Below are 12,305 nucleotides of genomic sequence, written 5' to 3'. Positions count from 1 at the left end.
TGAGAGCCAGCCTTGGAGGATGACGACCGTTGCCGTTATACGCATAGGCCCTGGAATTTTCACGACGCTTCTCGGATTGTACAGTTTACTAGACTTTTGTGTATACTTCTATTCCCAGCTCTTTAGAAGCTTCTATCGCTCTTTCCTCCGCATACGGGGTGACGATCACGAGCCTTTCAGGCTTCTCCCCCGTCCTCTTCGCGTAGAACTCAGCCTTCCTCTTGAAACAGTACACATCCGACACCCTTACATGAGACGACACCTCGATTAGTATAATCTTTCCATCCTTCACCGCAATATCCACTTCAACCTCACTCGGGTACCCAAAAACTTCACCCGCCTCATCGTACGCACTCCACCTCTCAACCCTCAAGCCCAACTCCTTTTCAAGAACCCCCCTCAAACCCTCCCTAAACGCATCCTCAGCCATTATCCCCCATCTTGCACCTAAAGCGGAGAGATGACGGTTAACAAGCTCAAAGCCCCTGTTCATATCCTCTCTAAGCCTGGCGATTTCCCTGTCGTACCTCTCAAAGCCCTTATTCATATCCTCCCTGAGCTTAGCGAGTTCCCTATCATATCTTTCAAAACCTCTCTTCATATCTTCTCTAAGCTCAGCTATCTCTTTATCATGCCTCTCAAAGCCCCTAATCATATCTTCCCTAAGCTTCACGAGCTCCTCCTCAACCTTAAGCATCCTCTCCTCCAGCTTAACCATCCTCTCCTCATGGCGATCAAGCCTCCTCAGCACCTCATCCAAGCCTATCAAACCCGCAACCGCGTACCTAAACTCCTCATCCTCCCTCAACAGCTTCAGCATCCTGGACTTCAGCTCCACTAGCTCCATCGCTCAACTCTACATAGGTATAAAAGGAAATAATAAACTTTCGTACGCACGACCGTCATGACTTCCTATCACAAAAGCCCTCGATCTTGATGATGACTACTAAAACCCATACGAATTCCCTAATTGCGAAGCCAACGAGTATATAAAGGGGTCGAGGGATCGGATGCGCGGTGCTCACGGTTAGTCACAGTAAGAGCAGCGGTGAAGCTCATTGGGTCAGAGAATAGCTACATAGCGAGCAATGCTCTCGTCGAGACAGGGGCCAGGATGGCCTCAGTGGACAGGAGCCTGGCGGAACGCATCGGGGTTGAGTACACGGGGGCTAAGCCTTATACCGGTATCCGGCCACGGAGTCGAAGCAGCGGAGGCTCTGATCCCCTGAGCTCGTCTTAGAAGGTGAGGCCTTGAAGTCCGAGGCTGTAGCGGTTGCCGAAACACCTAGAGAAGTAAGGGAGGATCTCCGAAGAGACAAATCGGATGAGCACCTGATCCCAGGCCTTCAAACCCTGGAGAGAGCGGGGATAGGGCCGAAACCGGCAACGGGAAGATTGGAGAGAAGAGCAGGGCTGAGGCGAGCTTCAAGCACTCTCCTTCCCGTAGGTAAGTGGGGGTAGAAATATCTGTTTGTATCGAAAACCTTAAGCCCGCTAAGTCTAGATACAATACCGCAGATAAACTTAGAAGGTTCTGGGGGTGTCGCTGCTCCCTCATCCCATAGATCTCATTAACCCATGGGCTATCCTCAGCAGGCTCAGAGCACAGGGCTCCGTCACCGGGAAGCATTCCCACCTTAAAGGGGATCCAGAAGTATTTAGGCCTTTTACCTATTCACCCCCTAAGTGAAGTTAGGGGTTTCCTGGCGGTCTCTTCTGCGAGGCTTCTCTTAATATTTTAATCATTCTCTCAATGTATGGTAGCCTCTCTTTAACGGCTTCCTTATCAAGTTTACCCTCATGGAATCCCCATACGTGTAGGTAGTTGGCTCTATCCCAACCGATGTAGATTTCCTCGTCGATCCTCCTGGCGGCTTCGCGGGCAACAACCTCAAGGTCGGTCACAGTCCATCTACCCCTCTCTCTAACTCTTCCAAGTATTTCGGTTAAGCCCAGGTTATAGGCTAACGCCTTCACGACCTCCTCAGCTGCCTTATACAGTTTCTCGCTTGCCTGGGCAGAGTCCTTGTCCACAAGCTCGGAGCCCTCCCTGAAATATTTTTCAGCGAGTTCGAAGTGAACCCTAGCCTCATCGTTGGGATCCAGCTTAAGCTCGTGGAGAAGCTTCTCCACAACATACGATTCCAGGTCAGCACCTAAGCTCCTAACCTTGTCAGCAATAACCTTAGGTATTGCAACAGCCTCACTTAACGACATAGCCTTCCAGCATACGATGATCGCCGCAGCTTAAATTTACTGCTTCACCCAGCTAAGGTTAGGATGCCGCGATCTTGGTACAGATAAACGTGAAGAACATTAACTTAGCAACAGGCTAGCACGCATAGCCAAGAGCTCGCTTTCACAGCCGATGGCTATGAGAACAGGTCTTCTAGCATTTTCCACCTCAACTTCGCCAAGCGCAAGCCCCTCCTCACCACCCTCCCACCTCCCAACCCCACCTCCGCTTCACATTCAACCCGAAGCCCCAGCTCTGAGGCTAAGGATTCGGGAATTTAGTGGAAGTAGCACTGGTATCCGCGACAGCCTTTAACTCCGCACATATGTGCTACACCTCCAGCAACTAGATCACATCCAGCTAAGAGTTCAGACCTTCGTGTATACTTCAATTCCTAGCTTTTTAGATGCCTCTATCGCCTTTTCTTCTATATACGGAGTTACTACCATGAGTTTTTCAGGCTTATTTCCAGTTTTCTCTACATAAAGCTCTGCTTTTCTCTTGAACTCATATATATCTGACGCTCTTACGTGAGATGCTACTTCTATTAATATAATCTTTCCATCTTTAATCGTAACATCTAATTCAACTTCACTTGGATACCCAAATACTCTACCCTTCTCATCGTACGCACTCCACCTCTCAACTTTAAATCCAAATTCTTTTTCAAGAACCCCTCTCAAGCCTTCTCTAAATGCTTCTTCAGCCAATATTCCCCATCTTGCACCTAAAGCAGATATGTGACGATTAACAATCTCAAATCCTTTGTTCATATCCTCTCTTAGCTTGTTCATTTCCTGTCTAAGCTCGGCTATCTCTTTATCATGCCTCTCAAAGCCCCTAATCATATCCTCCCTAAGCTTCACGAGCTCCTCCTCAACCTTAAGCATCCTCTCCTCCAGCTTAACCATCCTCTCCTCATGGCGATCAAGCCTCCTCAGCACCTCATCCAAGCCTATCAAACCGGCTACCGCGTACCTAAACTCCTCATCCTCCCTCAACAGCCTAAGAACCCTCGACTTAAGCTCCACCAGCTCCATCGCTCAACTCCGATTATGGTTATGAGGGAATATAAACGTTCTGTACGCGTGTTGTTACGACCTCCTGCTACATATTTGGTGCAAGGGTTCTTGAAATGGCCAGGAACTACAAGATGCTCGAGTTTGACGCTAGTACGTCTCCCTCGCGGGTTTCGACATCAACAGCTTGCCTGCACGCTTGCTGGTTAAGGCTTTCAGCACGCACTCCGAGGTCGCTCTTGTAAGATTTCTCCTATTCAGGCTTAAGGCGAATCTAAGGCATTCTCGCACCTAAGCTCTTAGGCAAGTCTTACGGTTTTCTCAGATAACCATCTCTCAACCGTGAAGAACTCGTTCAACGTGAAGGTCCGCTCCTTGTATGCGGCGTGGGATGTGGCCGAACCCGGCAACGGGAAGGTTGGAGAGAGTCGAGAGCTACATAACCTGAAAACCCTCGGTAAATCCCACTGCGCCCAAGCTCCTGTCTAGGCTCTCACGCCGCCAGGCCTCCCTTCTTCAAAGAACTTCCCAATGATCCCGAAGCAGCCCCAGGCTCAAGCCAGGCCCCGGTCATACTCCTGTAAACCCTTCTAAAATCCCTCATGCGCTCCCTTATAGCAGGTAACCTCCCTCCGGTGATATCTCCTCTATCTCTCCTGTTCTTGGATTAACTTTAAAGCCCAGAGCCTCAAGCGCGTAAACCCCCAGCAAGGGTGTCGGTGTATTCAGCTCGGCTACGAAGGTAGGCCCCCTTCTGCCCTTAACCTCGACTTCGGCTAGATACAGCTTGGTCCTAATTCTTCTCCCATCAGCTAGGGTTACTTCAGCTGTATAAGGCGTTTCGTAGAGGCCGAGCTCCTCAATAACATCGGATCCAAGGACTATGTAGGTAGAGCCAGCATCAACAAGCATCCTAACGCTCCTCGACGACCTATACCCATGGACAATAACGTCAATATAAACAAAACCCATATTAACCACTCCACAGTTGAAGCCTACCTCTGCATGCGGAGAAAAGCAGTTTTATAAACTTTCCACAACTCAGTAACTGCCAGTACGACGACTAGCCTGCACTTTTAAGCCGAGCGCAGAAAGCTAGTTCTGCGAGAAGCAGGTTATGAAGCTCGAACCAGCACTTTGAAGAACCTGTACTCACGCTCCCAGAGCATCCCTGACCCTCTCCAGGGAGAGCCTCCAGTAGAACCCTGAGCGCCTAGCCTTAGCGAGGGCGGCGCGGACAGGCCCCAGCGTAACCTCAACGTCGCTGACATCGCTGGAACGCTGCACGCGGAACAAGCTGCGCGCCCCGCACCCGCCACAAGCGAATCGAGCACTCAACCGACTGTTTGATTTATGCTTCTCCTCTGCTTCCCCCGAGGCTTCCCGTGGATTGCCGGCAGAGCCAGGAAAGCGTCTCAGAAGAGCCGAGGCCAGGGTCCCCGCACCACCACGCGCGCTAGCCTTGCCCGCGGAGCCCCCTGGGATGCCAGGTAGAGCAGTAGCTTCCCCGTCGCCGCGAGTATCCTCGCGTTCGCCCTAACCCTGCCCCCGATCCTCGGCCTAGCCCTCCTGGGGGGCGGCTCGTACACCAGCTCCCCAAGCCTGAACCCTCTCGCCCAAGCATAGGCGAGCAGCTCCCCGCCGAAGGTCTCGCCCAGCACAGGCCTGAAGCCCGCGAACAGCCCCCGCCTGTAAACCCTGAAGTTCGAGAACACGTCCCCCACCCCCACAACCCTACCCACAGTCGCCGACGCCACCCTCTCCGAGAAGCGCGGCAGCCACGCCCTCGACGCCACCAGCAGGTCAAGCCCCCTCCCCGCGAACTCCCTCAAAAGCACCGGGATCAGCTCCGGCGGGTTCTCAAGGTCAACGTCCAGCGTAACCACCACCGGGTACCTCGCAACCCCCAACCCCACCGCAAGCCCACCCGTCTGCCCAGCACCCCGCACCAACACAGCCCTATCAGCCCACCGAGCAGCCTCCAAGTACGTCCCATCAGGCGACGAGTCATCCACCACAACCACCTCGTGCCGAACACCCCGCAAAGCACCCCGAACCCGCTCCACAAACACCCCAACATACTCCCTCTCGTTAAACGTAGTCGTGACAACAGAAACACCCTCAACACCCAAAGCCACACCAACCACCCGCAACCCGCCGAGGGCTCAGTAGCTCCTCCTAGTCAGCCTCGACAGCAGTACGCGGCCCGCCCCCTCCCTCCCCGCAAGGTACCTGAGAGCGTTCGGCAGAGTCCCCCTGAACCACGCATCACCCAGAGTCTTCTCCGCGTAGACCCCAGCCAGGAGCGGGAACGGCAGCCTGTAGGGAGCCTCAGCGGACCCAGCCCGAATCGACCTGCACGCAGAGAGCGCCACCCAGAGCGCCCTCTCAACCCCCAGCTCCCTCGAAGCCTCCACAGCCCTCCTCGACAGCCACCGCTCCAAGGTCAGGCAGTCGATGAGCAGAACCATGTGCTCCTTGTACACCGCGTGGGCCGCCGCAACGGCCACCTCAGCCTCCCTCGCCAGCCCCCTCACGGCCACCCCCTCAACCTCGAAATCCTCCGCGTAGTCCCTCAGGAGCCCGCCAGCCATCCATGTATGCTTAGAGCTAATGACAGGTGTTGCAACATTCGTTGCGATAAACGATAGTATCAGCTCCAGAATCCCGTAACCCTGATTGCAAGGTCAATACCGATGTGCTCACAGCCATGTTTAGCCCAATTTAGCAGTTAGCTAAAATCCCTTTATGACCTCTTTGATTTTTTGCGCGATATAAGCTATATCTTTGTCATTAAGTTTTACGCTTGATGGAAGATTTAATCCTCTACATGAGATATCTGTTGATACAGGGTACGAAAGATTTGCATACCCTCGGTATGGTGGCATTTCATGTAATGGGTAGAAAAAGTTTCTTGTTTCAATGCCATACCTCCTCAGTTTCTCTGCGAGTTTATCCCTTGATATGCTTAACTTCCTATCTATTAATATTGAATAAAGCCAGTAAACGCATTTAGCCCAAGACATTTCTGGATGCAATGTAATGCCTTCCACCGAGGATAGTTCCTCTGCATACAATCTAGCTATTCTCCTCTTTTTTTCAATAAACTTCTCTATTTTACTCAGTTGAGCCACGCCCAAGGCTGCTTGGAGGTTTGTCATACGATAATTGAAGCCTACTACATTGTGCCAGTACCTCTTCCTTGGATCCATTCCATGATCCCTTAAAATTTTCATTTTTTCTGCTAATTCCTTGTCATTGGTTAAGCACATTCCGCCTTCTCCTGTAGTTATTACCTTGTTACCATAGAAGCTGAAACAACTGACATGACCAAAGCTACCGACCTTTCGACCCTTATACTCTGCACCGTGAGCTTCTGCAGCATCCTCAATAACGTAAAGTCCATAGCGCTCCGCAATTTCCATGATTGCATCCATATCGCATGGATGACCGTAAAGGTGCACAGGGATTATTGCTTTTGTACGTGGAGTTATTGCTTCCCTTATACTGCTAGGACTGAGACACCAGTAATTTGGATCTATATCCACTATACTTGGTTTTGCTCCAACATATAATACTGCATTTATAGTTGCCGCAAATGTCAAATCCGGTACAATGACTTCGTCATGCGGTCCAATACCTAAAGCAACTAAGGCTAGGTGTAGGGCTACTGTACCATTTGAAGTAGCTACACCGTATTTAACACCAACATACCTGGCAAATAGATTTTCAAACACTTGGATGAACTTTCCTGTACTGCTAACCCACCCGCTTCTAACAGCTTCTACAACGTTCTTAAGCTCCTCTTCGCCTATTTCGGGCTCCGCTACCGGATACTTATACATATCCTTTCACATCCTTAAGGCTCTCGTGAATATTTTATTTTCACTCGGGTAGTTTGGAGCATCCCATGGAAATTTTTCGCCCCTCAGCCAACGGGACCAGCGGTTAATCTCCTCCTTGACCATTATTTCTACTAGCTTATCAAACTTTACTCTGGGCCTCCAGCCCAGCATATGCTCGGCCTTTGAAAAATCTCCAACCAAGCATGGCACATCTAAAGGTCTCATAAACCTCTTATCAACTCTAAGATAATCCTCCCAGTTTAATCCAGCAATTTCAAACGCTTTTTCAACAAACTCCTTTACACTATGGGCCTCACCTGTAGCGATCACATAATCATCCGGCTCCTCTTGCTGGAGCATAAGCCACATACTTTCAACATATTCAGGAGCATAACCCCAATCGCGTTTAGCGTCCAGATTACCTAACCTGAGCTCTTTGCTTAAACCTAGTTTTATTTTTGCAACTTCGTTCGCAATTTTACGTGTAACAAACTCTAAACCACGCAACGGACTCTCATGATTAAATAGAATGCCATTTACAGCAAATATTTTATAGCCTTCTCTATAAATTCTACTAATCCAATAACTATAAAGTTTGGCGGCAGCATATGGGCTCATCGGCCTAAAAACATCGTTCTCATTGAGAGGCTTCCCGCCATTGAGCAAGCCAGTTTTGCCGAACATTTCACTGGTTGCTGCATTGTAAAACTTAGCTTCTGGACAGACTTGGCGGATAGCTTCGAGAATCCTCGTCGTAGACAGACCGGTTATATCTCCAGTTGCAACAGGAGTTTCAAAGCTAGCTTCGACAAAGCTTTGAGCTGCTAGATGGTAGACTTCATCTGGCTCAGATATCTTTAGGGCCTCAACTATTGAGCCATGATCGCTTAAATCTATAGGAATAAGATTTACTTTATCGAATATATTGAGATATTCTAAACGCCAAAAGTTTGGAGTGCTGAGCCTACGGTAAGTGCCGTAAACCTCATAGCCTTTATCTAGGAGTAGCTTAGCGAGATAAGCCCCATCTTGACCCGTAATGCCAGTAATTAATGCTCTTTTCCCCATGGTTTCTCCTCTCTTGATCGCTAAGGTAACAATGGTTAAAAAAGCTATAAAAGTTTTATTTCCATTTCATAGCAATCAACAAAGCTATTTCTAAAACTACGACTGCAATTGTTTATTCGCCTAATTATATTAAAGCCTAAAGTCTTATATAGAGAAATAGCCCGATAATTGTCTATGTCCACAGATCTAATTCTTTCTAACCCTAATTCTTTAGCGAGTTTAATCGCGTAGCGTAGGGGAACCTTCGCTAAACCTCTACCTTGAAAACTCTCTAAAATGGCAATGCCAAGGATTCCCTCCTTTCCATATATGTCGACATGACATATTCCCGTTACTCTGGGACCTGAGACCAGAAGCAAGATTGTGTTTTTATTTAATATACTGTGGAATAATCTTACTAAGAAAAGATATCCCCCAGAATGCCCTGAGGATACTTCCTGTAATACTTAATGATGTTTTTGCATCTACTTATCTCCTTGTAAAAATTATATATTTTAAATATGTCTGCAATAGTGGCTTTTTTATGAAGAGCTTTTCCATGTCTTCAGCACCGTTTTCATAAATTTATCTATAAATACATCCCATGACATTTCTGATTTAAGTTTAGAGAAACCAGCTTCTCCCAGTTTTTTCCTCATTTCTGTATTCTCTAAAAGCATTATTACAGCTTCTGCAAGTGCTTTAGGATTTTGAGGGGGGATCAGTATACCGGTTTTTCCATGTTCTATTACTTCATCAAAACTCCCCACTCTTGTTGCAATTATAGGTTTTTTGAACGCGTAAGCAACGGGTATTATTCCACTTACTGTACCCATCGTGTAAGGCAATACGATGATCATAGATTTTTGAAAAAGACATGCTCCCAACTTGTAACTTATAAACTTGTTGAGTAATATATACTTACTCCTATCTCTTATCATAGAGTAATATTTTTCCTGACCACTACCCGCGATAACTATTTTTACTTCTGGATATTTTTCCGTGATTAAAGGCTCGGCACGTATAAGATATTCCAGGCCCTTATATTCCTGGACTGTCCCAAAGAATAGTATCCATTTCTTCTCGCCTTCTTCTTTTACTTTGTATCTATAGAAATAAGGAGCGTCCCACTCATTTGTAAACACCGCAACTTTTGAAGGAGATATTTTATGAAACCTTAACAGTAAACGCTTAAGTTTCTCCGCATCCGTGATTATTAAATTGGCAAATTTCACCTCTAATACGGTTTCAATCCACGCTATGAGAGGATTTTTAATACCTATTCTTGGAATAGGCTCCATAACATAACTAACTGTGTAAACCCCATAAAATATCTGACATATTCTAACTAGTGGGAACATCAGTAATCCAAGTACACCACCACCGCTGTACATTAGAATTATATGTGGCTTGAAAGAAAAAAGAGCAACCAATGCTTTTACTAAATCTAGCATCATATTCCTGCCTAGGAATATTACCCTAACTTCCTTCTCAAATTCTGCTTCCTTATATTCTTTAATTTTCGAGGATGTGATAACAAGTACTGATAACCCTCTCCTAGCGAGTTTATTACCGATTTCGGTAGCTATAAATGGAAAAGGAGTAACTACAACTATTTTTACGAATTTTAGATCATCATTCATAAATAATTATCACCATACCATATAATCAATTTCTCGCCTCATTTATTCGGAAGAATGAGCTTATTAATAAAGGATAATAGAATATCCGTAATTGAACACTAATGACTTTACTTCATTCAAATAATGATATTCATTATAATCGATGAATACGTTAACACGGACATGAATCTTGCCCACGAGGAGATTATGCGAATTGAAATATACTATGTCAGAACCTAGCTCAGAACGGTTTTCAGACAAAGGAAGCAGCTTAACAGTAAAGTACCTTAGGTTCTCAACGTAGTGAAAGACGTCAATGGACTTTAAATCTAAGACAACAGGTTTCACATCTGAATAGTACTCATTAAGTAAGACAGCCGATTTTATATCTGCGTAGGTTACACTTGTTTTATACCTATATAATGGATCTAGAAAAATACTGCTCTCAACACTACCCATGGCATAAGATACCGCACCTGTTGAGAGCATTATTCTAGTACTTATAATTATTGCTAGTGTCAATAGTATTATTGTATTTTTCATATATCTCCTAAATGGAATTTTTCGTAAGAAAATCGTGACAATAGATTTGTAGAGATAGGGGGAGATAATAAGTATGTAGATTATGGACAAACGTCCAACACCAATAGTTGTAAGTTTGAATATTTCCGCGGCAGATGATATATAAAACAAACATGCTGCAACTGCTATTAGAGAGTCTATAAAACCTCCTCTATTTCTTAATAAGTTTATAGAAGAATCTAAACCAGCCATAAGTATAAGAAGGGAAATCAGGGCATCTACAAGCAACCTTAAGTAGTTCAAGTATGTCGGTAAGGAAGAAACGTTAATAAGTTCATAACCGTGGGGTAGAGGTGTTAAGTATAAAAGGTTTGTAACAAGATTTATAAGTGGCTTAATAATACTGTTTGTGAGAAGAGCATATGTTAGAAACCAGGATATCATCCAGAGCAGTGTTAAAGTCATAACGAATTTTTGAGAGGAAGGCACTTCACTTCCATACCACTTGTATGTAAGAAGCAAAGGTATTATGGCTAAAGAACTTATTAACGCCCCTATACCCGAAGACATATAGTGAAAGCCATTAAAGGATATAAGAATGAGGATCAAGATGACACCAGTAGGACGCCGTGACCTTTGATCGCCTAAATAACTCATAAATGAATACAACAGTAAGCCAAGCATGAAGAGACCTGCCACATTTTTCGATGTAGAATGCAATGTAACCACATAAGTGGATTGAGAAATAATTAAGTAGCTACCGATCAAGGCAGAAGCAGTATTGCCCGTCGCCTTCTTAATATATAGATACGTTACTAGCGGTATTAACCCTAAAATGCAAGTGTTCCAGATGTATTTTATGATGACCACTTCATCCATCATTGTAATGTACTTGAATATTAATGAGAAGAATATGTAGCTGTATATTTCGTAATAATATGGGGGCGGCGATAATAATTCGGGTATACTAGCTTCTTTCAGTAACTCTACATGATCTTTATTTAGTAAGCTCTTCAAAACGTAGTACTCGGAATGAACATCTTCGCCAAGGGGGTAATACGAGATGCTTTCATAAGATAAGGCGAGAGTAAATGATAATATAACCAATATGAAAATTAGCAGAGAATGCTTTAGTTGCTCCCCATACATGATCGAAAGAATGATGTTTAATCCAAGTAGACATAAACCTAAATACGCAATGAGAGGAATCTGAATTATAACACCAATAGCCAACAGAAATACTATACTCGTTGATAGAAGCAGGAATACTAGTGGTTTTACCAATATTTTCATGGTATGTATTTTAGCACTTTTTTAATTAAACTGTATCGCCTCACTGCTTCCTCCAATACTAAAAACTTCTCAATGAAATTCCTACCGTTTTGAGACATCTCCTTTAACCTCATTACGTCGAGCCCTAGTAGATATTTAAGTGCTTTAGCGATACTGTGATAACTAAGATCATCTAGTAGTATACCCGTATTAGCTTTCCGGATTAACCAAGGTATCCCTCCAACTCTTGAGGCAACTGGTATGACACCGCAGGCTAGGGCTTCCAATAAAACTGTAGGTACACCCTCCTTTCTCGACGGTAAAATTATGATCTTCATTTTATTATATATGTAAGGTAATTTCTCATGAGGAACATACGACATGACATCAACATGCAGGTTCGATAATGAAGCTTCCACTATATTTCTGAGACTGCCATCTCCTACTATAACTACACGGGGCATTAGCCCCTCCTTGTATAGGGATTTAAGGGCGGGAATTAATAGGTCTATACCCTTCTCTCGTTCAAGCCTTCCTACGAAACCTATATCATAGAATCTATCCGTAATCTGCTTGATTATATTAAACTTCTTTACATCAATAAATCTTAGTGCTAGCGGTAGCCTTATTTTCGAGTATCTCAACTTAATCGGGTCCTCGAAGGACGGATCGATAATTTCTGTAATAACTGCATCAGATAGTCTAATTGCTAACTTAAGGCTAAGGCCAGTCATGAACGGAT

At 45.3% G+C, this 12,305-nt stretch carries 14 protein-coding genes; 1 reads left to right on the top strand and 13 read right to left on the bottom strand.

The genetic code is table 11. The features are described 5' to 3' along the window. Positions 1-88: 88 nt before the first annotated feature. Entirely contained in the window at positions 89-847 is a 759-nt protein-coding gene (locus MOV14_RS08645) for a PD-(D/E)XK nuclease family protein (protein ID WP_318536926.1), read from the bottom strand. A 404-nt stretch (positions 848-1,251) separates the two neighbouring features. Here MOV14_RS08645 and MOV14_RS08640 point away from each other — a divergent pair, with 404 nt between their 5' ends. Beyond that, on the top strand, positions 1,252-1,461 hold the full coding sequence (locus MOV14_RS08640; protein WP_318536925.1) for a hypothetical protein: 210 nt from the start codon (positions 1,252-1,254) through the stop codon (positions 1,459-1,461). A 231-nt stretch (positions 1,462-1,692) separates the two neighbouring features. Here MOV14_RS08640 and MOV14_RS08635 read toward each other — a convergent pair whose 3' ends face one another. From MOV14_RS08635 to MOV14_RS08590, 12 genes are all read right to left on the bottom strand, one after another. Next, a complete protein-coding gene (locus MOV14_RS08635) occupies positions 1,693-2,217 on the bottom strand; it encodes a PaREP1 family protein (protein ID WP_318536924.1) in 525 nt (174 codons plus the stop codon). Between the two features lie 387 nt (positions 2,218-2,604). Then, a complete protein-coding gene (locus MOV14_RS08630; protein ID WP_318536923.1) occupies positions 2,605-3,276 on the bottom strand; it encodes a PD-(D/E)XK nuclease family protein in 672 nt (223 codons plus the stop codon). 591 nt (positions 3,277-3,867) lie between these two features. Further along, positions 3,868-4,227 (bottom strand): retroviral-like aspartic protease family protein, encoded by a 360-nt coding sequence (locus tag MOV14_RS08625; protein WP_318536922.1) that lies wholly within the window; start codon positions 4,225-4,227, stop codon positions 3,868-3,870. Positions 4,228-4,407: 180 nt separating this feature from the next. Then, positions 4,408-4,542, bottom strand: coding sequence for a hypothetical protein (locus MOV14_RS09985; protein ID WP_326403689.1), 135 nt, complete (start codon positions 4,540-4,542; stop codon positions 4,408-4,410). Positions 4,543-4,670: 128 nt separating this feature from the next. After that, positions 4,671-5,393 (bottom strand): glycosyltransferase, encoded by a 723-nt coding sequence (locus MOV14_RS08620; RefSeq protein ID WP_318536921.1) that lies wholly within the window; start codon positions 5,391-5,393, stop codon positions 4,671-4,673. A 27-nt stretch (positions 5,394-5,420) separates the two neighbouring features. Then, on the bottom strand, positions 5,421-5,849 hold the full coding sequence (locus MOV14_RS08615; RefSeq protein WP_318536920.1) for a hypothetical protein: 429 nt from the start codon (positions 5,847-5,849) through the stop codon (positions 5,421-5,423). Positions 5,850-5,990: 141 nt separating this feature from the next. Then, positions 5,991-7,100, bottom strand: a complete 1,110-nt coding sequence (locus MOV14_RS08610; protein WP_318536919.1) for a DegT/DnrJ/EryC1/StrS family aminotransferase — start codon at positions 7,098-7,100, stop codon at positions 5,991-5,993. A 6-nt stretch (positions 7,101-7,106) separates the two neighbouring features. After that, positions 7,107-8,168, bottom strand: a complete 1,062-nt coding sequence (locus MOV14_RS08605) for a GDP-mannose 4,6-dehydratase (protein ID WP_318536918.1) — start codon at positions 8,166-8,168, stop codon at positions 7,107-7,109. A gap of 44 nt (positions 8,169-8,212) precedes the next feature. Further along, on the bottom strand, positions 8,213-8,527 hold the full coding sequence (locus MOV14_RS10035; RefSeq protein ID WP_442786682.1) for a GNAT family N-acetyltransferase: 315 nt from the start codon (positions 8,525-8,527) through the stop codon (positions 8,213-8,215). A 162-nt stretch (positions 8,528-8,689) separates the two neighbouring features. Continuing rightward, a complete protein-coding gene (locus MOV14_RS08600; protein ID WP_318536917.1) occupies positions 8,690-9,790 on the bottom strand; it encodes a glycosyltransferase family 4 protein in 1,101 nt (366 codons plus the stop codon). 63 nt (positions 9,791-9,853) lie between these two features. Then, positions 9,854-11,584 carry a hypothetical protein gene (locus MOV14_RS08595; RefSeq protein WP_318536916.1) on the bottom strand — a complete coding sequence of 577 codons (1,731 nt, stop codon included), beginning with the start codon at positions 11,582-11,584 and terminating at the stop codon, positions 9,854-9,856. After that, positions 11,581-12,297 (bottom strand): glycosyltransferase family 4 protein, encoded by a 717-nt coding sequence (locus tag MOV14_RS08590; RefSeq protein ID WP_318536915.1) that lies wholly within the window; start codon positions 12,295-12,297, stop codon positions 11,581-11,583. Before MOV14_RS08590 ends, MOV14_RS08595 begins: the two co-directional genes overlap by 4 nt. Between the last annotated feature and the right edge of the window lie 8 nt (positions 12,298-12,305).

Source organism: Infirmifilum sp. NZ (assembly GCF_022693705.1).
Lineage (GTDB): Archaea > Thermoproteota > Thermoprotei > Thermofilales > Thermofilaceae > Thermofilum.
Note: the sequence above shows the minus strand (reverse complement) of the source record. Positions and strands in the feature narration are given on the sequence as shown.

Coding starts and splice junctions, on each gene's coding strand:
- MOV14_RS08595 (WP_318536916.1), bottom strand. CDS start 11,584: ATGAAAATATTGGTAAAACCACTAGTATTCCTGCTTCTATCAACGAGT.
- MOV14_RS08630 (WP_318536923.1), bottom strand. CDS start 3,276: ATGGAGCTGGTGGAGCTTAAGTCGAGGGTTCTTAGGCTGTTGAGGGAG.
- MOV14_RS08590 (WP_318536915.1), bottom strand. CDS start 12,297: ATGACTGGCCTTAGCCTTAAGTTAGCAATTAGACTATCTGATGCAGTT.
- MOV14_RS08600 (WP_318536917.1), bottom strand. CDS start 9,790: ATGAATGATGATCTAAAATTCGTAAAAATAGTTGTAGTTACTCCTTTT.
- MOV14_RS08625 (WP_318536922.1), bottom strand. CDS start 4,227: ATGGGTTTTGTTTATATTGACGTTATTGTCCATGGGTATAGGTCGTCG.
- MOV14_RS08610 (WP_318536919.1), bottom strand. CDS start 7,100: ATGTATAAGTATCCGGTAGCGGAGCCCGAAATAGGCGAAGAGGAGCTT.
- MOV14_RS08635 (WP_318536924.1), bottom strand. CDS start 2,217: ATGTCGTTAAGTGAGGCTGTTGCAATACCTAAGGTTATTGCTGACAAG.
- MOV14_RS08605 (WP_318536918.1), bottom strand. CDS start 8,168: ATGGGGAAAAGAGCATTAATTACTGGCATTACGGGTCAAGATGGGGCT.
- MOV14_RS08645 (WP_318536926.1), bottom strand. CDS start 847: ATGGAGCTAGTGGAGCTGAAGTCCAGGATGCTGAAGCTGTTGAGGGAG.
- MOV14_RS08615 (WP_318536920.1), bottom strand. CDS start 5,849: ATGGCTGGCGGGCTCCTGAGGGACTACGCGGAGGATTTCGAGGTTGAG.